This window comes from Kouleothrix sp. 19917, from assembly GCF_057073505.1.
Genome location: NZ_CP097099.1, coordinates 1,533,043 through 1,557,029 on the forward strand (window position 1 = coordinate 1,533,043; position 23,987 = coordinate 1,557,029).

Sequence of the window (23,987 nt, forward strand, 5' to 3'; positions counted from 1 at the left end):
ACTACGCTCGGCGGAATCACGTTGACCGGAACCACATTCAGCACAACGAGCCTTCATTCCACGCAGGGTTGTGAAAACTTTGAACGGAACCACGCGGCACAACGAGCGTTCGTACCACGTACAAATGCGCCAAACGCTGACCGGAACCACGCCAGCACAACGGGCGCTCATACCACGTGGGGTTGAGAAGGCGTTGACTGGAATCACGTGGCACAACGGGCGTTCATCCCATGCTCGATTCGGTTCTTCGTGGCAGCAGAGCATTCTTCTGCCGAAAAGACAGCAAGCAGCCTGCGAGAACGAGACAGCGTGAGAAACGAGACGCGCCCAACGGGTTGCGCTTTAGCGGCGCCGCCACCGATAAATGGCTGCCACATTGTAGCAGAAACCGACGCTGAAAAACGCACGATCTCGCTCGACGCGAAGCGGCGTCCGCTGCAAGCGCGTGTTGGGCGAGAGCTTTGATAAACGGCCGAGTTGAAGCATGAACCGCCGGCGCTAATGCGACACAAGCAACTGCGCTCGGCTGAACCACGCTGACCGAAACCACTTCAGCATAACGGGCATTCGCACCACACAGGGTTGAGAAACCCTTGAATAGAACCACAATCAGCACCACGAGCCTTCGTACCACGTTGCTTTGGTTAAATGTTGAACGGAACCACAATCAGCACAACGAGCACTCGCATCACGCAGGGTTGAGAAAGCGCGAAACGGAACCACGCGGCATAACGGGCGTTCATCCCACGCTCGATTCGCTCTCTTGTGACTGTACTGCTTCCTTATGCCAAAAAGACAGAAAGCGCCGTTCGAGATCGAGACACGTTTTCGCCTTAAGACTCGCCCAACATGAAAGTGAACGAATCCGACAGCACCTATTATCGGCCAGGAGCGGCTTTTGCGCAAGTGATTCGTGCTATTGGTGAAACGACCGCCATCACGACTTGGATTCGTCTATTTCGCCAATGGTCGCTGGATTGTGAGTCGCGTGCGTCGAAACTTCAACTGGTGATTCGATCACGAGTCACGCAAAACGGCCTTTTTGCGGGAAGCGGCTGATCGGGTGCCGGCCCAACGGGTTGCGCTTTAGCGGCGCCGCCCCGATTGATGGCTGTCACATTGTAGCAGATACCGGCGCTGAAAAAGGCACGATCTCGCTCGACGCGAAGCGGCGTCCGCTGCAAGCGCGTGTTGGGCGTGAACTTCGATAGAAAGCCAAACTGAAGCATGAGCCACAGACCTTGAAGCGACACGAGCAGCTGCGCTCAGCGGAATCACGTTGACCGGAACCACATTCAGCACAACGAGCCTTCATTCCACGCAGGGTTGCGAATGCCTTGAACGGAACCACGCGGCATAACAAGCTTTTGAATCAACTTGAAATGAGCGAGACGTTGCCCGGAATCACGCCAGCACCACGAGCATTCGCACCACGCGGGGTTGAGAAAACGCTGACTGGAATCACGCGGCACAACGGGCGTTCATTCCACGCTCGATTCGTTCCTTCGTGGTTGCACTGCGTTCTTCTGCCGAAAAGACAGAAAGCGACCTGCGAGATCAAGACAACCTGCGAAACGAGACACGCCCAACGGATTGCGCATCAGCCGCCGACGAGGCGCGCGACACCAGAACACGCCAAAATAGCGACGATCTCGCGCGCCGAAGGCGGTCGGACTGCATGCGCGTGTTCGGCGGCGACGCCGATAATTATCGTGTGAGTACTACTAAAATATCCACTTCTCAAAGAGATTGATAAGCTGATCAATGTAATTTGCTAGATCCTCTAGGGTTTCAACAACAGGATCCTCATTTGCAATATTTCCATCACCAAAGGCGATATAAAAAGCAAAGCGATAATTATCAGTTGCAGAATCCGGATTTGATTTTGCTGCTGCTTTTATTTCGAAAACAATGGTGTTATCTAAAAGTGGAAAAAGCTTATCGGCTGGTTGCAAAGCAATAGGAGGAAATTCGACAAACTCTTCCTGCCAGGGAACTCTCATCTTATGTGTGATTTCTATATGTCTGTAGGCCGCGCCTACAGGTAGAATCAAACGATGCTTATCGATAATATCCAATTGATGTAATTTCCAAAGCCGATTATTGCCTCCCTTGTACGGTTTCAGGCGTTTTATTGTTCTGATTGCCTTGTAGCTCACACCGGCAAGTTTTGGGAGACCGTTATTTGTAAAGGCTGACAAGCTTTGATTGATAGGAAAGCAGGTTTTATCAGATGGTGTATTGCCGTTTATGATCACCATTTGCCAAACTGCAAGGTCAAGTGCTGCCCGCAGATTGTGAATGACATCCCCTATCATTCCACCCAATTCTTCCGGTATTTCACGTTCTACACGTGCTCGGTATAGCGTATCTCCTGTCGATATGTTTTCCTCAACAACAATATTATACGGCATAGAGGCAAAGAATTCTTGAATGACAGTGGCGAGTTCAGTCAGATGGCGCCGTGCGCGCTGGATCTTTACTCGTGTCCCTGTTAGTGGACTTGCGGCCATCCCTTCTCTCCTTGTAGCAGGAAAAAGTGTGCGAGAAATTATAGTGCAAGGACAACGGTGCCTAAAGTGGATTGTGTTTGATGCGCCGCCGAACGGGTTGCGCTTTAGCGGCGCCGCCACCGATAAATGGCAAGCACATTGTAGCAGACACTGGCGCTGAAAAACGGACGATCTCGCTCGACGCGAAGCGGCGTCCGCTGCAAGCGCGTGTTGGGCGTGAGCCTTGATAGAAAGCCAAGCTGAAGCATGTGCCAACCACGCTGAAATGACACGAGCAGCTGCGCTCGGCGGAACCACGCTGACTTGAACCACATTCAGCACCACGAGCGTTCGTACCACGCAGGGCTGAGAAAGCGCTGACCGGAACCACAATCAGCACCACGGGCGTTCGTACCACGCTATTGTGATCAAGTATTAACCAAAACCACACACAGCATAACGGGCACTCGCACCACGCGGGGTTGAGAAAACGCTGACTGGAATCACACGGCACAACGTGCCTTCACCTCACGTTCGATTCGTGTATTCGTAGCGGCACTGCGTTGTTTTGCTACAACTCAATAAAACGCTATTCGAGATCGAGACAACCTCAGAAACGAGACTCGCCCAACGGGTTGCGCTTTAGCGGCGCCGCCATTGATTGATGGCTGCCACATTGTAGCAGAAACTAGCGCTGAAAAAGGCACGATCTTGCTCGACGCGAAGCGGCGTCCGCTGCAAGCGCGTGTTGGGCGTGAACTTCGATAGAAAGCCGAATGGAAGCATGAGACGCCGACGTTGATGCGACACGAGCAACTACGCTCGGCGGAATCACGTTGACCGGAACCACATTCAGCACAACGAGCCTTCATTCCACGCAGGGTTGTGAAAACTTTGAACGGAACCACGCGGCACAACGAGCGTTCGTACCACGTACAAATGCGCCAAACGCTGACCGGAACCACGCCAGCACAACGGGCGCTCATACCACGTGGGGTTGAGAAGGCGTTGACTGGAATCACGTGGCACAACGGGCGTTCATCCCATGCTCGATTCGGTTCTTCGTGGCAGCAGAGCATTCTTCTGCCGAAAAGACAGCAAGCAGCCTGCGAGAACGAGACAGCGTGAGAAACGAGACGCGCCCAACATGAAAGTGAACGAATCCGACAGCACCTATTATCGGCCAGGAGCGGCTTTCGCGCAAGTGATTCGTGCTATTGGTGAAACGACCGCCATCACGACTTGGATTCGTCTATTTCGCCAATGGTCGCTGGATTGTGAGTCGCGTGCGTCGAAACTTCAACTGGTGAGTCAATCACGAGTCACGCAAAACGGCCTTTTTGCGGGAAGCGGCTGATCGGGTGCCGGCCCAACGGGTTGCGCTTTAGCGGCGCCGCTGCTGGTAAATGGCAACCACATTGTAGCAGAAACTGACGCTGAAAAACGTACGATCTCGCTCGACGCGAAGCGGCGTCCGCTGCAAGCGCGTGTTGGGCTGGCGGTTGAGAAAGTTAACAATTACCTCAGCTCAAATCGTTCGATCAGGCGATACGCTGCTTGCACGGCATCTGGCCGATACAATGCTTCCAGATCGGCCTGTGCCCGTTCCACACGTGCCAGTGGTTCTGGACTGTGGTAGGTGCGCGCTGCCGATGGCGGCAGGAAATCAGACTGATCGGCAATAATACAAAATATCGAAAAATCGACATCGGACCAGCAATCGTGATCGAGAGCTTTACAGAGGGAACACAAGCGGCACACACTATCAATGAAATTGGTAGGAGTGTTCAGAACAACTCTTGCAGTTTCTACAACATCGAGTTGCCAGAACAGCCGATCGGTCTCGCTGCCTGGACGAATATCTTGGTAGATGCGCCGTATCAATTGCCGTAAAGAGGCTTCAGCATCTGGCGCTTGATAATCCAAGCCCAGTAATGTCGTATCCCAGCCACTGCCAATCATTTCGCCAAGCGTGTCAGTATGATAAAGCCACTCTGCAAAATGGATAATCGAGAGTTTGCTGATGAGGAAACGGTAGAAGATATCGAAAATAGGATTGGTAGCTGGATTCACTGCGTGCCTCAAGTGTAATTCGCTGATGACACACTCACGTGGATTGGAACAGGCCAATCACTATAATGCCGCCGGCCCAACGGGTTGCGCTTTAGCGGCGCCGCCATTGATTGATGGCTGCCACATTGTAGCAGAAACTAGCGCTGAAAAAGGCACGATCTTGCTCGACGCGAAGCGGCGTCCGCTGCAAGCGCGTGTTGGGCGTGAACTTCGATAGAAAGCCGAATGGAAGCATGAGACGCCGACGTTGATGCGACACGAGCAACTACGCTCGGCGGAATCACGTTGACCGGAACCACATTCAGCACAACGAGCCTTCATTCCACGCAGGGTTGTGAAAACTTTGAACGGAACCACGCGGCACAACGAGCGTTCGTACCACGTACAAATGCGCCAAACGCTGACCGGAACCACGCCAGCACAACGGGCGCTCATACCACGTGGGGTTGAGAAGGCGTTGACTGGAATCACGTGGCACAACGGGCGTTCATCCCATGCTCGATTCGGTTCTTCGTGGCAGCAGAGCATTCTTCTGCCGAAAAGACAGCAAGCAGCCTGCGAGAACGAGACAGCGTGAGAAACGAGACGCGCCCAACGGGTTGCGCTTTAGCGGCGCCGCCCCAATAAATGGCTGCCACATTGTAGCAGATACTGACGCTGAAAAACACACGATCTCGCGTGACGCGAAGCGGCGTCCGCTGCAAGCGCGTGTTGGACGGCGGCTTTGAGTAGATTTGACATCACGCATTTGGAATTGGCAGAAATGCTAAAATTGTATGCTCATCCTGATGCAGCAGATCTCATTGCACAATAGCCCAATCGATCAAATATTTCGAGTTGTAGTGCGCAACTGCTCTTGGATATGTGCAACTGCTGTTTTTGCCTCCACGAGACTGACTTTCATCTGCTGAATATACAGAGATATCGCCTGTAAATGTTCGCCTTTTTGCAGAAGCACGCTGATTTCTTGTATCAGTGTTTGATCTGCTGATATCTGCACTATCGCAGTTGATGATCTATCTGTGAGACTCATATCTACGTCGTGATAGGGAACAATCTTGATCGTGCCATCATCTCCTCGTATCGCAATCATCGGTTGTTCCCAATCCTGTTGCGCACCAGGAAGCGGATCATCAATCATTTCCCATTCAGGCTCTTGGATGTGATACTCTTCGGCTGCACTTTCTTTTGCAAGCTGAATAGTTTCGTACCAGTAGTCAGCAGCACAAGAAGCATCATCAAGGGTAGTATATAGAAAGAGGTATACTCCAGCATCACCGCTATCGTGAATCATTACCTTTTGGTACATTGGGTCATAGTGAATACGTGCTTTAAGACGCATAGCTTCAATTTCTGGTTAGCGCTCAATGAGCACAAGGAGTGAGAGTTGCTGACAAGTATAACTGAATATTGCGGATTCTGGTGGATTGCGTTGTGATGATTACAAATCCCTCTTGCCATAGATAGGGATAATTAACCGAGGAAAGGGTGATGGGCCGCCGTTCCAACGGGTTGGCGTTTAGTTGCCGCGAGCGCACATTCATACTTTCCTCAAAAACACCGATCTTTTGCGCGAAGCGGTCAACTGCAACGCCGTGTTAGGCCATAAGCAGTAAACATTATTCGTATTTTTCCTGATTACTAAAGAGATCTAAAGCTGTTTTTTCTTTGACACTATCGATGCCAGCCTGAGCCATGGACTTCACATATTGAATAAAAGTGTTGAGTGAGATGAATTCATGAATTATTTTACTAGCGTAGTAATGAACATTTTTTAATTGCAATGTTACATCTGTTCCATCATTAAGTTTAAATTGAATAGAGATTGGTATAAATTCCTTCGAAAAATGTCCGGAGTTTTTTGGAAGAGTTGCAACAAATCTTTCTTTATTAAGTGCTTCAACTATCTTTCCAAGATTTACGAAAACGAATATCTCTGTTCTATTCCACATCAAATCGCTGATAACATCGAATGGTAAAGGGTATAGAAAAGGTGGTAATATATGAGGTGAAGTTTCACCACATATATTACTCAAGCTAGAGTCAAACCAAAGAGAATTCTCATTAGTATCTGCAAACCATATAGGACTATTAACCAAGTCATTTGGGATTCTGCTCAAAATGTTCCTATCTTTATCCTTCTCCAATGTATGCCATAAAGGTTCTGAGGCATATATAGCTACATATACAAAAGCATCGTCAACAACACGATGAGAATAGCCTTTAATCTTTGCCTCTAACACAAGCTCTTGGACGGTTTTCCAGTGATGAGAATTGCTCGATAGTTCTATAGATGTAACTATACTTTTATGAGAACCGATCTCCAATATTGTGTCATCTGCAGCATGTTGGAGCAATTTAGCTTTTCTCATGCGCTCGATTTGCCTTTTTAAGCGTGCATCTGGTTGTTGCTGATGGGCGCCTTGCTGCTGCTCTAACGGCAATTGTTGATCAGCCAACTCTCTTTTTGGTATACTCTCGTTTATTTTGTCCCACTGCTCTGGTTTGATATATGTATGTACTTCAACATCAAGATTAACCTGACTATTACTTTCACTCAACAGATGAGTCTTAACTTCGATTGTTATAGGTGCGTCATCATTATCTGTCTGAACGAAACTAATATCACCTACTCGTAGCATATTTGTCATATCATGTAATATCGGAAATCCAGCCCCTGCATTCCAGAGAGATTCTGCTATGTAAAGCATACCTTTAAGTCCGTGCCCCGTGGAAGTAGAAGGGACTTTTGAGTTCTCAGTTAATGGTAAAATATATTTTTCCTTTCTCTTGAAAAATAGCCATGCAATCGCATCTCCTAACCTCTTTGATATGCTTAGTAAGCGTTTCTGTATTTCAATACTATCGTCTAATTGGCAGAGATCATTCTGTATTAATTTTAATCTACTTTTCCAGTTCTTTCGTTTTTGGCTCACAATTAGTTTGATTTGCTGTTGGAGCTCTTGCTGTTTGTTACGTGTATCAATTATTGATGACTGCATTCCTATTTGGTAGTTCACTAGGTCAAGCTGAATTTGCCACAAATCTTGTGCAGATGTAAATTGCGCTTCAAAAAGCTGCCGAGCGATAAGTTCGAGTCTCTGCAAATTTTCTGTAAAAATATTCATCAGGTTGATCATATTATTCTGCCTCACCAGTAATTATAGATGTACACATTGTAACGCAAAATAACCATGAGGTTCAAACTTGGGGGTGTTGAAGATTAACAATGTAGCCTAACGGGTTGCGCTTTAGCGGCGCCGCCACTGATAGATGGCAAGCACATTGTAGCAGATACCGACGCTGAAAATAACACCAATCTCGCTCGACGCGAAGCGGCGTCCGCTGCAAGCGCGTGTTGGGCGAGAGCGTTGATAAACCGGCCGAGTTAAAGCATGAACTGCCGACGCTGAAACGACACGAGCAACTGCGCCTGGCGGAACCACGTTGACTGAACCACTTCGGCACAACGAGCCTTCGCACCACACAGGGTTGAGAAAACGCTGACTGGAACCACGTTCAGCACCACGAGCCTTCGTACCACGCTCCTTTGCGGCAAACGTTGAACGGAACCACAATCAGCACAACGCGGGCGCTTGTACCACGCGGGGTTGAGACAGCGCAACACGGAACCACACGGCATAACTGGCCTTCATCCCACGCTCGATTCGCTCTCTTGCGACTATACTGCTTTGGTATGCCAAAAAGGCAGAAAGCGCCGTTCGAGATTGAGACAACCTGTGAAGCGAGACACGCCCAACGGGTTGCGCTTTAGCGGCGCCGCCACCAATTGATGGCAACACATTGTAACAGAAACTGACGCTGAAAAATGCCCGATCTCGCTCGACGCGAAGCGGCGTCCGCTGCAAGCGCGTGTTGGGCGCGCCTTGCTGATGTTACTGTTTTTTTGCTCGCACAGCGTTCACGATCACCTCCACGATTGCTTCGGTTGAACCGGTACCGTCAACTACGAGATCACACTGTTCCAAAACGCGCTCTCTGACTGCAATATAAAACGCTCTCCCGACACTCAGATACCACGTCAAAAACTCGCGCAGGTGGTTGATGAATAGATCCGTGTCTTGCTCCCAAGGCAAGAAGGCGTTTTGGCGAAGCAGCTTGCGGGCGAGCGCGATTTCAAGCGGAATATCAACGTGAACCACAAAATCAATCAAATCATGCATTTGGTCACGCGCTTTGCCAAATGGTTCTTCCACAAGCAGAACGTGGGTGGGCTGGGTGCAGACGGCGGTATCGGGCGCGACGATTGTATTGCCAGAACGTAAAGCGTACAGATCAGCAACAAATTGCGGTGAGAGAAACGCATTGGGGTCGGCTCCATCAGCGAGCCATTCGGCAGTATCGGGGAACGTAGAGGTTGCCTCGTACTCATCAATCCGTAGCACGACCGCACCACCGAAGCGCACAGACAATTCGTGTAGAAGTGTCGATTTGCTCGCACCAGAAGGACCGGCGAGAGCGATCACATAGCTTGGCGTGCTTGATTGAAACATCGCACATCCAGTATTCTGCAATGCGCAGTGCGAGCTGTTTTAGAGATAAGCGCCCAACGGGTTGCGCTTTAGCGGCGCCGCCACCGATAGACGGCTGCACCATTGTAGCAGAAACTGGCACTGAAAAAGGCACGATCTTGCTCGACGCGAAGCGGCGTCCGCTGCAAGCGCGTGTTGGGCGTGAGCCTCGATAGACAGCCAAGCTGAAGCATGTTCGGCCAGCGTTGATGCGACACGAGCAGCTGCGCTCGGCGGAATCACGCTGACGGAACCACAATCAGCACAACGAGCGCTCGCACCACACAGGGTTGCGAAAACCTTGAACGGAACCACGCGGCATAACGGGCGTTTGTACCACGCTGGTGTGTACCAAGCATTGAACAGAACCACATCAATATAACGGGCACTCGCACCACGCGGGGTTGAGAAAACGCTGACTGGAATCACGCGGCACAACGGGCTTTCATTCCACGCTCGATTCGTTCCTTCGTGAGTGCAAAGCGTTGTTATGCTAAAAAGACAGAAAGTGATATTCAAGATCGAGGGAACTTCGCACCTAAGAATCGCCCAACGGGTTGGCGTTCAGTTGCCGCAAGCGCTGCATAGATTTCTCTTAAAAGCACCGATCTCGTGCGCGAAGCGGTCAACTGCAACGCCGTGTTGGGCGAGCACGATTGTTTGACGACCACCGTGTATTTGCCTCAATCATACCACGATTCATCTACCACTGTGCTTGAATAATGGCGCGCAACGAGGCGGGCGCAACACAGGCGAGTGCCCGCAGCGGTGTTTGTGCCCGCTTCGTTGCGCCTTCCATCAGTTGCGAATGTTCGTTTGCATCGAAGCAGGAGCGGTCCACGTGGCGCGTCGCATAGTCATTTCTTGATGCACATATGCGTATGTCGCGCCGCGTGGTGCGCGACGGATATCGTTTGGCCGCAGCGTTTGCTTTTGCCAGCCGTGCGTGTGGTGGGAGCGGCCTGGATCACTTGAAGCGAAATGTGCTGATCTCCACGTGCGTGTGAAGAGGAAGAGTGACCACACTCGCGAGACGATCAGCTCGCGGATGATTGCAACGTGCCGGAATCGGTGGGTGGACAGTCGCGATTGAAGATCGAGGTCGCTAGAAATGAATTGGAGGTCGCCGGAAAGGAATTTGAGCCGTCGATAATAAATAACGAGGTCGCCGGAAAGGAATTTGAGCCGTCGATACTAGATAACGAGCCGTCGATACTAGATAACGAGCCGTCGATACTAGATAACGAGGTCGCCGGAAAGGCATTTGAGTATTCAAGAAAGAATATCGAGGCGCAAGAAAAGAAGTAAGGCTGTAAAAATGAGGCTTGAAGACAGGCTTTGAAAATCGGAAGATGGAGCGTGCTTGCCCAACGGATTGCGCTTTAGCGGCGCCGCTGCCAATAAATGGCAACCACAGTGTAGCAGAAACTGGCGCTGAAAAAGGCACGATCTCGCTCGACGCGAAGCGGCGTCCGCTGCAAGCGCGTGTTGGGCGTGAGCTTTGCTAGAAAGTCGAGCTGAGGCATACGTTGCCGGCGCTGAATTGATACGAGCAGCTGCGCTTGGCTGAACCATATTGACTGGACCACATTCAGCATAACGAGCGCTCGCACCACGCAGGGTTGAGAAAGCGCCAAACGGAACCACGCGGCATAACGAGCTTTCGTACAGCCTTGAAGTGCGCGAAACTTTGACCGGAACCACGCCAGCACCACGAGCACTCGCACCACGCAGGGTTGAGAAAACGCTGACGGAATCACGCGGCACAACGAGCGTTCATCCCACGTTCGATTCGTTCCTTCGTGGCAGCAGAGCATTCTTTTGGCGAAGCACCAGAAAGAGCAGTTTGTGATCGAGACACGTTTCGCCTAAGACTCGCCCAACGGGTTGCGCTTTAGCGGCGCCGCCACTGATTGATGGCAAGCACATTGTAGCAGAAACTGGCGCTGAAAAACGCACGATCTTGCTCGACGCGAAGCGGTGTCCGCTGCAAGCGCGTGTTGGGCGAGTGCCTTGATACATGGCCACGTTGAGGCATGAACCACAGACCTTGAAGCGATACGAGCATCTGCGCTCGGCGAAATCACGTTGACCGAAACCACATTCAGCAAAACGAGCCTTCGCACCACGCAGGGTTGCGAAAACGTTGAACGGAATCACGCGGCATAACGGGCTTTCGTACCACATTGCTTTGCGCCAAACGCTGACCGGAATCACGCCAGCACAACGAGCGATCGTACCACGCAGGGTTGCGAAAACCTTGAACAGAACCACGTGGCACAACGGGCGCTCATCCCACGCTCGATTCGCTCTCTTGTGACTGTACTGCTTTGGTATGCCAAAAAGACAGAAAGCGATCTGCGAGATCGAGACATCCTGTGAAACGAGACACGCCCAACGGGTTGCGCTTTAGCGGCGCCGCCACTGATACATGGCAAGCACATTGTAGCAGACACTGGCGCTGAAAAAGGCATGATCTCGCTCGACGCGAAGCGGCGTCCGCTGCAAGCGCGTGTTGGGCGTGAGCACTGATAGAAAGCCAAACTGAAGCATGAGCCACAGACCTTAAAGCGACACGAGCAGCTGCGCTCGGCGGAATCACGCTGACGGAACCACAATCAGCACAACGAGCGCTCGCACCACACAGGGTTGCGAAAACCTTGAACGGAACCACGCGGCATAACGGGCGTTTGTACCACGCTGGTGTGTACCAAGAGTTAAACAGAACCACGTCAGCACAACGAGCACTCGGACCACGCAGGGTTGAGACAGCGTTGACGGTGTCACGCGGCACAACGGGCCTTGATCCCACGTTCGATTCGTTCCTTCGTGGCAGCAGAGCATTCTTGTGGCGAAGCACCAGAAAGTGCAGGTTGTGGTCGGGACACGTTTCGCCGAAGACTCGCCCAACGCCCAAGCTCAGCCGCGGGCTTGCCGGAGCGAAGCGGAGGCAAGCCCGTCGGCTGGAGCGCCTTGTTGGGCTTCACTACCCAGGCAGCTTTGCCGCCAGAACGTCAACTTTCTCGATGGACGGCGGCGTGGAGAAAAGCTCTCCGGCCTTAGCCATCAGAGCGGCAGCGACCTTGCCGGCAAGGTGAGCCTGACGGCCCGCCTCATCGGGGAAAGCATCAAAAATGCCAAACGTGGATGGCCCAAGACGAATACCGAACCATGCAGTAGTGGCAGGCTCCGCTTGGACTAGCGGAAGCCCACTAAGCAGAAACTGCTCTACTTCTTTTTCTTTTCCGGCCTTTGCTTCCAAGCGGACGAACAACGCTACTTTGACCATGACACACCTCCTTTGGTTACGGACGCACCACGATACGCCTCATTCTTGTGAAGCCCAACATGAAAGTGAACGAATCCGACAGCACCTATTATCGGCCAGGAGCAGCTTTCGCGCAAGTGATTCGTCCTATAGGTGAAACGACTGCCATCACGACTTGGATTCGTCTATTTCGCCAATGGTCGCTGGATTGTGAGTCGCGTGCGTCGAAACTTCAACTGGTGAGTCAATCACGAGTCACGCAAAACGGCCTTTTTGCGGGAAGCGGCTGATCGGGTGCCGGCCCAACGGGTTGCGCTTTAGCGGCGCCGCCCTGATTGATGGCAACACCATTGTAGCAGATACTGACGCTGAAAAACGCCCGATCTCGCACGACGCGAAGCGGCGTCCGCTGCAAGCGCGTGTTGGGCGTGAGCCTTTATAGATAGCCAAGTTGAAGCATGAAATGACCACGCTGAACTGATACGAGCAACTGCGCTGGACGGAATCACGTTGACTGGAATCACGCTAGCATAACGGGTCTTTATACCACGCGGGGTTGAGACGACCTTGGACGGAACCACGTTGCATAACGAGCTTTCGAATCACCTTGAAATGTGCGAAACGTTGACTTGAACCACGTCAGCACAACGAGCGTTTGCACCACGCAGGGTTGCGAAAACACTGACTGGAACCACGCGGCACAACAGGCGTTCATCCCACGCTCGATTCGTTTCTTCGGAGTTGCACTGCGTTCTTCTGCCGAAAAGACAGAAAGCGACCTGTGAGATCAAGACAACCTGAGAAACGAGACGCGCCCAACGGGTTGCGCTTTAGCGGCGCCGCCGATAGATCGCACAAGCATTGTAGCAGATAGGAGCACTGAAAAACGCACGATCTCGCACGACGCGAAGCGGCGTCCGCTGCAAGCGCGTGTTGGGCGTGAGCTTTGATAAACAGCCGAATGAAAGCATGAGACGCCGACGTTGTTGCGACACGAGCAGCTGCGCTTGGCAGAACCACGTTGACCGGAACCACACTCAGCACAACGAGCCTTCATTCCACGCAGGGTTGAGACGACCTTGGACGGAACCACGTGGCATAACGAGCATTTGTATCACGATAAAGCGCGCCAAACGCTGACTGGAACCACGTCAGCATAACGAGCACTCGCACCACGCGGGGTTGAGAAAACGTTGACGGTATCACGCGGCACAACGGGCCTTCATCCTACGCTCGATTTGCTCTTTCGTAGCGGCAGGGCGATCTTCTGCCGAAAAGACAGAAAGCGACCTGCGAGATCAAGACAACCTGCAAACTGAGACACGCCCAACGGGTTGCGCTTTAGCGGCGCCGCCACCGATTGACGGCTGTCACATTGTAGCAGAAACTGACGCTGAAAAAGGCACGATCTTGCTCGACGCGAAGCGGCGTCCGCTGCAAGCGCGTGTTGGGGTGCTTCTATTTCAAACCGTCCTAATGCGTATCGTCGCCGTTTATGTGTGCGAACTACATCACTGCCTTACTGCCTTTTGTTGCTTGACTTCCACTTAATCTTCTGCTATTATTACGTTTGCTGATATATCGTTATGTGTACTAGTGGATGCAATCAAATGGACGATGATCCTGATGCCTTTTCCAGCTTTGGTCGTTTTGTTGAGCCTGCCCTGCTGATCCTAATAAGCTTATCCGACGGACCAAAGCATGGCTACCTAATGATAGAGGACATTGCAGAGTTTAGTACAACTCGCCTTGGAGCAGGCACGCTGTATGGAGCTATTTCGCGTTTAGAGCATCAAGGATTGATTATACCTTTGCCACTAACAGAACGGCGGCGACCCTATCAACTCACTGATCTTGGTCGCCGTGTTATCACATCACATGTCGTACGATTGCAGCAGATGACACGTACTGGATTACAACGATTATCCTCATCATGAAGCAAATACTCATTCGCTTGTATCCTCATACATGGCGGCATCGTTATGAAGAAGAATTCTTGGAGCTTTTAGAACTACAACCACTTACAATATGGTTGCTTGCTGATATCCTAATGGGCGCATTAGATGCGCATTGGTATACTGCTGCACAATCGATAAGGAGGAATGCAATGGCAAACTGGATATATCGGCGCGAGCAACAAATAGTGCTTCTTCTTTGGATTGGTGTATTGCTAGTTCTTCGTAGCATTATTCATTCTGTTTTCCTCGTATTTAATATAGATATTTTAGCAATTATTGGTGTGGGGCTGCTGTGCAGCGGCTTCATTCTTGCATATTACATTCGATGTAAAAAAGCAATTTAATCTGAAAATCTATCTGCTGGGTGCCAGAGTTAGATTAGAGAAGCAGCCCAACATGAAAGTGAACGAATCCGACAGCACCTATTATCGGCCAGGAGCGGCTTTTGCGCAAGTGATTCGTGCTATTGGTGAAACGACCGCCATCACGACTTGGATTCGTCTATTTCGCCAATGGTCGCTGGATTGTGAGTCGCGTGCGTCGAAACTTCAACTGGTGATTCGATCACGAGTCACGCAAAACGGCCTTTTTGCGGGAAGCGGCTGATCGGGTGCCGGCCCAACGGGTTGCGCTTTAGCGGCGCCGCCACTGATTGATGGCAAGCACATTGTAGCAGAAACTGGCGCTGAAAAACGCACGATCTTGCTCGACGCGAAGCGGTGTCCGCTGCAAGCGCGTGTTGGGCGAGTGCCTTGATACATGGCCACGTTGAGGCATGAACCACAGACCTTGAAGCGATACGAGCATCTGCGCTCGGCGAAATCACGTTGACCGAAACCACATTCAGCAAAACGAGCCTTCGCACCACGCAGGGTTGCGAAAACGTTGAACGGAATCACGCGGCATAACGGGCTTTCGTACCACATTGCTTTGCGCCAAACGCTGACCGGAATCACGCCAGCACAACGAGCGATCGTACCACGCAGGGTTGCGAAAACCTTGAACAGAACCACGTGGCACAACGGGCGCTCATCCCACGCTCGATTCGCTCTCTTGTGACTGTACTGCTTTGGTATGCCAAAAAGACAGAAAGCGATCTGCGAGATCGAGACATCCTGTGAAACGAGACACGCCCAACGGGTTGCGCTTTAGCGGCGCCGCCACTGATTGATGGTAACCACATTGTAGCAGATACCAGCGCTGAAAAAGGCACGATCTCGCTCGACGCGAAGCGGCGTCCGCTGCAAGCGCGTGTTGGGCGTGAGCTTTGATAGAAAGCCAAGCTGAAGCATGTGCCAACCACGCTGAAATGACACGAGCAACTGCGCTCGGCGGAACCACGCTGACTTGAACCACATTCAGCACCACGAGCGTTCGTACCACGCGGGGTTGAGAAAGCGTTGACTGGAATCACAATCAGCACCACGAGCTTTCGTACCACGTTGCTTTGGTTAAACGTTGAACAGAACCACAATCAGCATAACGAGCACTCGCACCACGCAGGGTTGAGAAAACGTTGCCGGTATCACGTGGCACAACGAGCCTTCATTCCACGTTCGATTCGTTCCTTCGTGGCTGCACGACGTTCTTGTGCCAAAAGGCAGAAAGCGACCTGTGAGATCAAGACAACCTGCGAAATGAGAGACGCCCAACGGGCTGGGCATGAGCCGCGCCGCGCTGGTAGATCGGGAAAGCATTGCAGGCAATTCTAGGTTTGAAAATCGCCACGATCTCGCTCGCCGCACAGCGGCGTCGGCTCCATGCCCGTGTTGGGCGGCACCTAGGGCGTATTTAGTCATTTTTTTCGTAGCAGGATCTCTACGTTGAACTCTCCAATTTTGCCCCCTATCCCAGAAGTTGACGGCCCTGAAAATGCTGTCTATCGGGAACGTATACGAACCGCCCATTCCCCGAAAGAAGCCAAAACCTTGGGCCAAACTCGTATGGTGGTACTTCGTGCTGATTGGGAAGCCGTGAAAGAAGCTATTATGCGACATGCCTTGCGCAAGAAGTTGGCGCATCCGAAACTGCACGCGCTGCTATTGAGTACAAAGCGCCGCCCAACTCGGCATTGCAGCCGACCGCTTCGCGCGAGATCGTGCGTTTTTTGAAGGCTCGTTGACATTTAACAGGGGCTATGGTAAAAGTGTACCAACGAATCTGAATAAGGAGACAAATCATGGTTACAGTAGCATTGCTCGTTCGGCTAGAGGCAAAACCCGGAAAAGAGGCGGAGGTTGAGAGCTTTCTGAACAGCGGGCTGTCGCTTGTCGAAGAAGAACCGGACACAACTGCTTGGTTCGCAATCCGCATGGGTCAATCAACGTTCGGTATCTTCGACGCTTTCCCAGATGAATCAGGACGGCAAGCACATCTCTCCGGCAAAGTGGCAACGGCCTTAATGGAGAAAGCCTCAGACCTTCTCGCACAAGCGCCCGTTATTGAAAAGGTTGATGTGCTTGCAGCAAAACTTCCCTAATTAAAGTTTAAATTGCTGTGGGTAGTTGAATCTGAGCAGCAGCTGAAAAGCAAACCCGGTAAGGTCAGTTGAATGGTGGGTCAAAACCTAACAACTCATTCAACCGGAGCGCGGGATAGTGTGGCTTTCATTATTCTTCCTTGTGATTAGGTGGAATGCTGCTCACCCGTGCCCGGTTAATTCGGGCGTTAGGTCGCCGCATCATGTAACATGAACGTCGAACTGAACAGGAACCAACTGTTAGAGGTATTGATGGGTGCGGCCCAACGGGTTGCGCTTTAGCGGCGCCGCTGCAATAAATGGCAACGACAATGTAGCAGAAACTGGCGCTGAAAAACGCACGATCTCGCACGACGCGAAGCGGCGTCCGCTGCAAGCGCGTGTTGGACGGCGTTCATGCGATTACAATCGGTACAGGATACCTACGGCCATGCTTTTGGCCAGTACGTTAGGGTTGTGTCTATTGGCCAGAGATAGCCCATCCATCGGCGCTCAGGTATGCCTGAAAGCACGATCTTCGCGGCATCAACCTCTCCTGTGACTTCATGACCGATGAGTGCAAATTGGTAGACAGCACGCTCAAAAACGTACTTGCCAAGATCGGCAAGCCAGTTGTCGAGTGGTTGCTGCCATTGCCGTTGTGCCTCCGTATCTTGATGCGAAAAAGGAAATCCTTCGAGAGGATATATCCATTCAAGCGCTCCTGTGGGAATATAGAAGTCGAGCCATGTTGTATCTCCAAGATCACGTAAAAGACACGTCCCGCACGGTAAAGAATGATTGTCTGGAAGGTGTACGATGCCTTGGATATGTGTGCGATGTAGAAGGTTAGGAGTCATCGTCAAACGAAGTTGGTCAGCAGGTTCGCGTGTACGATCAAGATAGCAGCCTTCGAGCGCAGGATAGGACCAAAGAGCCTGCAGGATGGCGAGCATGGCTTCGTCCATCGTTGAGCCGACGTCAATGGCTAATTCGTAAAATCCACCAGTCCAACTATCTTCGTGCGTAAAATAGGTCGTCATCGTTCACCAGTAATGATGGAGCGCCAATGCCCTTGCATGACAACGCTTTTATATGAGACGGTGGAGATGGAACGCCGTCCAACGGATTGCGCTTTAGCGGCGCCGCCACCGATAAATGGCTGGCACATTGTAACAGAAACTGGCGCTGAAAAACGCCCGATCTCGCACGACGCGAAGCGGCGTCCGCTGCAAGCGCGTGTTGGGCCGCTTATCCAGTATAGCTATTCTGAAATGATCGATGCGCGTTCTGGGTCAGTGAGCGGATAAACCCCCTCTGCTTTGAAGCGGGCAATTATAGCAGAGAGCAGAAATAGTGATCGTGTGGTAGACTGACGTTATGGCATATTCAACTGATCTCAGAGAACGAGTGCTTGACGCAATCGAACGCGGTATGAAGCGCTCTGAAGCAGTCACCATCTTCGCCGTGAGCGATGGCAGCATCAAACGCTGGCAAAAACTGCGACGGGACGGCTCATCGCTCACCGCTCGCCGCCCAGGCAGAAAGCGCCAAGCCGCCACCCCACACGATGATGCGGTCATCCAAGGCTTGGTCGATGCAACGCCAGATGCCACCCTCCAAGAATACACTGATCAATGGAATGACCTCCACCAGCAAGCACTTTCGCGCTGGACCATCGGTCGCAGAATCCGTCGCCTCAAGTTGACGCGAAAAAAAAGAGTCTGAGGGCACTGGAACGCGATCGGTTCGACCGAGCAGTATTTCAAGCAGTGCAAAGCAGCTGGGACGCCGATGATATCGTGGTGCTTGATGAGTTTGGCTCAAACACGAACCTGACACGCCGCTATGGACGAGCAGCGCAGGGTGAGCGCGTGTATGAAGATCTGCCACGCAACACGACCACGATTGCCGCCCTCACAACCCACGGAATGGGACCGGCGCTGGTCGTTTCTGGTGGGGTCAATCGGGTGACGTTTGAAACATATATTGATGTGGTGCTTGGGCCAAGTTTACGCGAAGGGCAGATCGTTGTGCTCGACAATGCGCGTGCGCATCACGGCGGGCAGATCGCAGCGTTGCTGGCGAAACGTGGCTGTCGGCTGTGGTACTTGCCAGCGTATTCACCAGACTACTCACCGATAGAGTTGGCATTTTCGAAAGTGAAAGCGTATCTGCGCAAAGTGAAGGCACGAACGCGCGAGGCGCTCGAGGAAGCAATTGCACAAGCGCTGGCCTCGATTTCAGGCGCTGAGGCTCGTGCGTTTTTTGCCCATTGCGGCTTCCCACTTTGGCCTAGTCCAGATCAATAATTATGCTCTCTGCTATAAGTCAGCTGAACTTGTTGCCTTCGCATACGCCAACTCACTATTGCTCATTCCAATAAAATGGAGCAGATCCACGCGGCCTGACGCCAAATGAAATGATGGTGGGTAGTGATCGGGCTGCGCGATGATTAAATGCGCTAGTGCTGAAGGCTGCTCAAGCGCGACCGAGCCGCGTAGAGGGATGCTATCACCATAATCGAGTGGTTGAGCGGCACCAAATCGACCGTGGGCAAGGAGGATATCAAAGGCAAGCATGCGTTGCACAATCACAATCGGCCAGATTGCTGCCGTCGGTGTTTCCAAGACGAGTTCCACACCTAATCCAGAATAGTCGCGCGTTTCGATCTGCTCCGGATCATCCTCCCATGGATTGGAAAGACCAGACGAAACGTAGATCCACGTCGATCGGGTTGGCGTGGGTGGTATCTGAAAGACGCCAATATGTAACCATCGTGGATCGATAGAGTCTTGCTGAAAGACGCCGACGAATAGTTCCGTCGAGAGCGGGTAGATTTGCCCGTCGGTTGGGCCAAATAGATCAGGATAGACGAGTTCTTCTCGTTGTGCCCAGACTTGTTCTAGCGTTGTCATGGAGGTATACTCAGCTTCTGCAAGTTAAGTATGTAAGGTGTCAGCGTTGCTGAAGTGACATGATTTCGTCAACAGTGATTCGGCTCTGGCGGCCCAACGGGTTGCGCTTTAGCGGCGCCGCCACCGATTGATGGCAACCACATTGTAGCAGATACTGGCGCGGAAAATAACACCGATCTCGCTCGACGCGAAGCGGCGTCCGCTGCAAGCGCGTGTTGGGCGTGAACTTCGATAGAAAGCCAAACTGAAGCATGAGCCACAGACCTTGAAGCGACACGAGCAGCTGCGCTCAGCGGAATCACGTTGACCGGAACCACATTCAGCACAACGAGCCTTCATTCCACGCAGGGTTGCGAATGCCTTGAACGGAACCACGCGGCATAACAAGCTTTTGAATCAACTTGAAATGAGCGAGACGTTGCCCGGAATCACACCAGCACCACGAGCACTCGCACCACGCGGGGTTGAGAAAACGCTGACTGGAATCACGCGGCACAACGGGCGTTCATTCCACGCTCGATTCGTTCCTTCGGAGTTGCACTGCGTTCTTCTGCCGAAAAGACAGAAAGCGACCTGCGAGATCAAGACAACCTGCGAAACGAGACACGCCCAACGGGTTGCGCTTTAGCGGCGCCGCTATTGATTGATGGCAGCCACATTGTAGCAGATACCGGCGCTGAAAAACGCACGATCTCGCTCGACGCGAAGCGGCGTCCGCTGCAAGCGCGTGTTGGGCGTGAGCTTTGATAAACAGCCGAATGGAAGCATGAGACGCCGACGTTGTTGCGACACGAGCAGCTGCGCTCGGCGGGATCACGCTGACAAAACCACATTCAGCACAACGAGCCTTCATCCCACGCAGGGTTGCGACAACCTAGAACAGGACCACACTCAGCACCACGAGCCTTCGTACCACGTTGCTTTGGTTAAACGTTGAACGGAACCACAATCAGCACAACGCGGGCGCTCGTACCACGCAGGGTTGAGAAAACACTGACTGGAATCACGCGACACAACGGGCTTTCATGCCACGCTCGATTCGTTCCTTCGGAGTTGCACTGCGTTCTTCTGTCGAAAAGACAGCAAGCGACCTGTGAGATCAAGACAACCTGAGAAACGAGACACGCCCAACATGAAAGTGAACGAATCCGACAGCACCTATTATCGGCCAGGAGCGGCTTTTGCGCAAGTGATTCGTGCTATTGGTGAAACGACCGCCATCACGACTTGGATTCGTCTATTTCGCCAATGGTCGCTGGATTGTGAGTCGCGTGCGTCGAAACTTCAACTGGTGAGTCAATCACGAGTCACGCAAAACGGCCTTTTTGCGGGAAGCGGCTGATCGGGTGCCGGCCCAACGAGTTGCGCTTTAGCGGCGCCGCCACTGATTGATGGCAAGCACATTGTAGCAGATACGAGCGCTGAAAAACGCCCGATCTCGCTCGACGCGAAGCGGCGTCCGCTGCAAGCGCGTGTTAGGCCGCATCCTAGAAAATCACCGTCGTCGTTCTGTGATCTTACTACGATCTGACAGTTGAACTACTGGAGCTATTTCCCACTTCCCGGTCTTTTGGAAGTTAGCTTGAAATTGTAGATGAAGAGAAGTACGTTTAGTAGATAAATCTGCCTCAAGAAATTGGCGTAAAGAAGCGATGTGTGCAAGCGCCTCTATGATGAGTGCTTGAGTTATTCCAATCGACTGTTTTTGGACAACACCAATTCCTCCTCCATAGCGCCACTCTTCGCCGTTCTTTCCAATCATAATTGCCACAGCCTCGCACCCTTCAAAATCGTTTACCGAATGCGCTATATGCTTGTCACGCAGAGCGACGAGATAATCGTGAATCTTATCGTTGAATGACACACCTTGGCTTTGTAAGTTAGATGGATTTAGAGCAGGTGCACGAACTCCTGACTTGAAGCAGCGTGCATAACTTACTACTCCTGCAAAGATTAACGCCTTGGAGTGGAGATTGCTGTCGTTTGGTAAACCAATACTGTTCGCGGCGTTCAAACACTCTTCTGAAAACTTCAGATCGCTTAATATGAGATGAAGAGCCGCAAATATAGGTGCTGCCTCTGACTTTAGCTTTGCAGGCGCTATACTTTCACCCGCCTCGATTGGGCCAGGCTCTACCCATGAAAATGATAACTCCGCTGATACAATTTCTCCTTGGGCGGAAATATTGTGAATATCACCAGAATTGTTCATAGAATGCTCCCATCAGAGTAAAAGGCTTGCTCTGCCCGCCACATCAGAAAGCTAACTTGTATAGGTGATCATAAAATATGATAGGCTGCTGTAGTATTGCTCGCGGCCTAACGGATTGCGCTTTAGCGGCGCCGCCACCGATTAATGGCAACGACATTGTAGCAGAAACTGGCGCTGAAAACCGCACGATCTCGGTCGACGCGAAGCGGCGTCCGCTGCAAGCGCGTGTTGGGCTGCCAGGAAGCGTGACTGAGAAGATAACATTGCTGCGAGAGTTATAAACGCACCGCTTTGCCTTCCGCTTTATGGAAGCCTCGAAGCGTTGCAAGGAAATCCTGCATTTCTTTCGCATGTGTGAATGCTCGCTTGGGAATAATCAGGGCAGAAGTCTCGCTAATGTATACGAAAATATACATGCTAGTCTCGACAATTTGAGGTATTCCAGCCCATTTCCAGAGGTGATCACCTTTCAGACCATTGACCAACACTCCTGCAGGTGATAGCGTAATTGTGATGTGTTCTGGCTTGTTGCTTCGTTTTACTTTGTATCGTATATATACCATATTACTTAGCACAGAAACCAAAGTAATTGCACCAATTAGGATAATCAATATACCGAAAAACACGGCTAGTGAGGAGCTTGTAAATGAGCGGGTGCTATTGCGAAGATAAAAATAAATATAAGTAGCGCCACCGATTGCACCATAGATTAAGCCAATTATACCAAATACGGGTGAACACTTATGGTATGGTCGGTTTGGGCCACCAGTGAAAGAGGGTGTGCGTGCGAATGATCTCCGGCTGCTCACGCAAGCGACGGCAGCGTTCTGTTTGTGCCTCAATCAAGGCGTCCAAATCACTGAAATGCTCATTCACCAGCGCTTCGTCGCTCAATGTCCACAACCGTTCGGCCGGCTGCACCTCCGGCGAATACGGCGGCTGAAACACTCCATGCACGCCTTGCGGTACTACCACCTTACTGCTACTGTGCCAGCCGGCTTGATCGATCACCAGCACAATCTGTTTGCTCGGACCAGCCCCGACTGCAGCGGCAAACTCGGCCAGCACCAGCGTCCACACTGCCACCGCGACCCGTGGCAGCAGCAGCCAGAAACTCTCGCCCCGTTGCGGACAGACAAACCCATACAGGTAGGTCCATTTGTAACGCGGCTGAACCGTCACAAGTGGCCGCTGCCCTTTCTTGCACCAGACCCGCCGCAGGATCGGTTTGAGGCCGATGCGATGTTCATCCTCGCCCCAGACCTCCACGCTGGCGTCAGGATGCTCGGCTTGGATCTGGGCGACGGCTTGCGGAAGCGTTTTTTTTAAACTGCTCTTGCGCCTCAGTATCGGCCTTGATATGGCGCGGACGCGGGACATAGGAGCGATAACCAAGCTGCTGCAAGACTTCCCAGCCGCGTGGCGCGTGTACCTTTCGAGCGAGCTTGCTGCTCATCCAGTCGGCGACTTTCGGGCCAGTCCACACGCCACCATCGGGGGCAGGACCTTCGAGGGCTTTGTCGAGTTCGGCACGCAGGGCGGGCGAGAGCAGCGGAGCCTGGCCAGGGTTGTGATGACGGCGGTCGCCGACGTGGTCAGGACCATCGGCGTTGTAGCGGCGGACAATCGCGTACAACCAGGTCAACGAGTAACCACAGACCTGTGCGATTTCGGTAGGGGAACGGCCTTGGCTCAGCAACCAGAGCATCTGCCAATGACTGCGAGCGACAGGATCGGCGGCCTGGCGATAGCGCTGCCCGAGTTCCTCAACCGTCAGATGTTCAGCCAGTTTCAGTCGTCTCATGCTGTAAGTATACACCCGTATTTGGTATTACAAGATATCGCTGACGGGTTTTGGGTTGCTGTTGTTCATAGGCAATAAAAGCAACGTAGTCGTTTGGTGTGATTTCGAAAGATGTTGACATGTATGAACCTCTGGCAGAAGCCACAGCAGAAACAGCCATGCGATTGTACAATGACGACACGTACTACGTTTTAATGAATTGAGGCTCGCTAGCTCGGCGGCCCAACGGGTTGCGCTTTAGCGGCGCCGCCCCGATTGATAGCAACCACATT

The 23,987-nt window shown here is 52.0% G+C and carries 22 protein-coding genes; 10 read left to right on the forward strand and 12 right to left on the reverse strand.

Annotation, left to right across the window (positions count from 1 at the left end; translation table 11 throughout):
- The first annotated feature begins 849 nt into the window (after positions 1-849).
- Positions 850-1,059, forward strand: a complete 210-nt coding sequence (locus tag M1P90_RS06255) for a hypothetical protein (RefSeq protein ID WP_483701696.1) — start codon at positions 850-852, stop codon at positions 1,057-1,059.
- A 665-nt stretch (positions 1,060-1,724) separates the two neighbouring features.
- Here M1P90_RS06255 and M1P90_RS06260 read toward each other — a convergent pair.
- Positions 1,725-2,513, reverse strand: a complete 789-nt coding sequence (locus tag M1P90_RS06260; protein ID WP_483701739.1) for a hypothetical protein — start codon at positions 2,511-2,513, stop codon at positions 1,725-1,727.
- A gap of 1,126 nt (positions 2,514-3,639) precedes the next feature.
- Between M1P90_RS06260 and M1P90_RS06265 the strand changes: the two genes are divergently transcribed.
- Positions 3,640-3,849, forward strand: coding sequence for a hypothetical protein (locus M1P90_RS06265; protein ID WP_483701764.1), 210 nt, complete (start codon positions 3,640-3,642; stop codon positions 3,847-3,849).
- A 161-nt stretch (positions 3,850-4,010) separates the two neighbouring features.
- Here the strand turns inward: M1P90_RS06265 and M1P90_RS06270 are convergent, their stop codons facing one another.
- From M1P90_RS06270 to M1P90_RS06285, 4 genes are all read right to left on the reverse strand, one after another.
- Positions 4,011-4,565 carry a hypothetical protein gene (locus M1P90_RS06270; protein WP_483701776.1) on the reverse strand — a complete coding sequence of 185 codons (555 nt, stop codon included), beginning with the start codon at positions 4,563-4,565 and terminating at the stop codon, positions 4,011-4,013.
- A gap of 823 nt (positions 4,566-5,388) precedes the next feature.
- Positions 5,389-5,907: a hypothetical protein gene (locus tag M1P90_RS06275; RefSeq protein WP_483701777.1), complete on the reverse strand. Its 519-nt coding sequence runs from the start codon at positions 5,905-5,907 to the stop codon at positions 5,389-5,391.
- A 277-nt stretch (positions 5,908-6,184) separates the two neighbouring features.
- Entirely contained in the window at positions 6,185-7,705 is a 1,521-nt protein-coding gene (locus M1P90_RS06280; RefSeq protein ID WP_483701778.1) for a hypothetical protein, read from the reverse strand.
- A gap of 756 nt (positions 7,706-8,461) precedes the next feature.
- A complete protein-coding gene (locus M1P90_RS06285; protein WP_483701779.1) occupies positions 8,462-9,079 on the reverse strand; it encodes a nucleoside/nucleotide kinase family protein in 618 nt (205 codons plus the stop codon).
- A 1,077-nt stretch (positions 9,080-10,156) separates the two neighbouring features.
- Here M1P90_RS06285 and M1P90_RS06290 point away from each other — a divergent pair.
- A complete protein-coding gene (locus tag M1P90_RS06290; RefSeq protein ID WP_483701780.1) occupies positions 10,157-10,405 on the forward strand; it encodes a hypothetical protein in 249 nt (82 codons plus the stop codon).
- A 1,678-nt stretch (positions 10,406-12,083) separates the two neighbouring features.
- Here the strand turns inward: M1P90_RS06290 and M1P90_RS06295 are convergent.
- Positions 12,084-12,386 carry a putative quinol monooxygenase gene (locus M1P90_RS06295; RefSeq protein ID WP_483701781.1) on the reverse strand — a complete coding sequence of 101 codons (303 nt, stop codon included), beginning with the start codon at positions 12,384-12,386 and terminating at the stop codon, positions 12,084-12,086.
- A gap of 1,589 nt (positions 12,387-13,975) precedes the next feature.
- Between M1P90_RS06295 and M1P90_RS06300 the strand changes: the two genes are divergently transcribed.
- From M1P90_RS06300 to M1P90_RS06315, 4 genes are all read left to right on the forward strand, one after another.
- Positions 13,976-14,302 (forward strand): PadR family transcriptional regulator, encoded by a 327-nt coding sequence (locus tag M1P90_RS06300; RefSeq protein WP_483701698.1) that lies wholly within the window; start codon positions 13,976-13,978, stop codon positions 14,300-14,302.
- A complete protein-coding gene (locus M1P90_RS06305) occupies positions 14,299-14,667 on the forward strand; it encodes a hypothetical protein (RefSeq protein ID WP_483701699.1) in 369 nt (122 codons plus the stop codon). Before M1P90_RS06300 ends, M1P90_RS06305 begins: the two co-directional genes overlap by 4 nt.
- 52 nt (positions 14,668-14,719) lie before the next feature.
- Entirely contained in the window at positions 14,720-14,929 is a 210-nt protein-coding gene (locus M1P90_RS06310; RefSeq protein WP_483701696.1) for a hypothetical protein, read from the forward strand.
- Between the two features lie 1,573 nt (positions 14,930-16,502).
- Positions 16,503-16,802 (forward strand): putative quinol monooxygenase, encoded by a 300-nt coding sequence (locus M1P90_RS06315; protein ID WP_483701782.1) that lies wholly within the window; start codon positions 16,503-16,505, stop codon positions 16,800-16,802.
- A gap of 422 nt (positions 16,803-17,224) precedes the next feature.
- On the opposite strand, the gene M1P90_RS06320 is transcribed toward M1P90_RS06315, so the two are convergent.
- The gene (locus M1P90_RS06320) at positions 17,225-17,824 is read right to left on the reverse strand and encodes a hypothetical protein (RefSeq protein ID WP_483701783.1); all 600 of its coding nucleotides are present in this window, start codon (positions 17,822-17,824) and stop codon (positions 17,225-17,227) included.
- A 337-nt stretch (positions 17,825-18,161) separates the two neighbouring features.
- On the opposite strand from M1P90_RS06320, the gene M1P90_RS06325 reads away from it, so the two are divergent.
- Both M1P90_RS06325 and M1P90_RS06330 read left to right on the forward strand, forming a co-directional pair.
- Positions 18,162-18,509 carry an IS630 transposase-related protein gene (locus M1P90_RS06325; RefSeq protein WP_483701784.1) on the forward strand — a complete coding sequence of 116 codons (348 nt, stop codon included), beginning with the start codon at positions 18,162-18,164 and terminating at the stop codon, positions 18,507-18,509.
- Between the two features lie 44 nt (positions 18,510-18,553).
- Positions 18,554-19,093 carry a transposase gene (locus M1P90_RS06330; RefSeq protein WP_483701785.1) on the forward strand — a complete coding sequence of 180 codons (540 nt, stop codon included), beginning with the start codon at positions 18,554-18,556 and terminating at the stop codon, positions 19,091-19,093.
- 12 nt (positions 19,094-19,105) lie between these two features.
- Here the strand turns inward: M1P90_RS06330 and M1P90_RS06335 are convergent, their stop codons facing one another.
- On the reverse strand, positions 19,106-19,699 hold the full coding sequence (locus tag M1P90_RS06335; RefSeq protein WP_483701786.1) for a suppressor of fused domain protein: 594 nt from the start codon (positions 19,697-19,699) through the stop codon (positions 19,106-19,108).
- 1,132 nt (positions 19,700-20,831) lie between these two features.
- On the opposite strand from M1P90_RS06335, the gene M1P90_RS06340 reads away from it, so the two are divergent.
- Complete coding sequence (locus tag M1P90_RS06340; protein ID WP_483701764.1) at positions 20,832-21,041, forward strand: hypothetical protein; 210 nt, start codon at positions 20,832-20,834, stop codon at positions 21,039-21,041.
- A 153-nt stretch (positions 21,042-21,194) separates the two neighbouring features.
- Here M1P90_RS06340 and M1P90_RS06345 read toward each other — a convergent pair whose 3' ends face one another.
- From M1P90_RS06345 to M1P90_RS06360, 4 genes are all read right to left on the reverse strand, one after another.
- Complete coding sequence (locus tag M1P90_RS06345) at positions 21,195-21,911, reverse strand: hypothetical protein (protein WP_483701787.1); 717 nt, start codon at positions 21,909-21,911, stop codon at positions 21,195-21,197.
- A 275-nt stretch (positions 21,912-22,186) separates the two neighbouring features.
- Positions 22,187-22,474: a YcxB family protein gene (locus M1P90_RS06350; protein ID WP_483704614.1), complete on the reverse strand. Its 288-nt coding sequence runs from the start codon at positions 22,472-22,474 to the stop codon at positions 22,187-22,189.
- Between the two features lie 178 nt (positions 22,475-22,652).
- Positions 22,653-23,180, reverse strand: a complete 528-nt coding sequence (locus M1P90_RS06355; protein WP_483701262.1) for an IS630 family transposase — start codon at positions 23,178-23,180, stop codon at positions 22,653-22,655.
- A 7-nt stretch (positions 23,181-23,187) separates the two neighbouring features.
- Entirely contained in the window at positions 23,188-23,715 is a 528-nt protein-coding gene (locus M1P90_RS06360; protein WP_483699014.1) for a winged helix-turn-helix domain-containing protein, read from the reverse strand.
- Between the last annotated feature and the right edge of the window lie 272 nt (positions 23,716-23,987).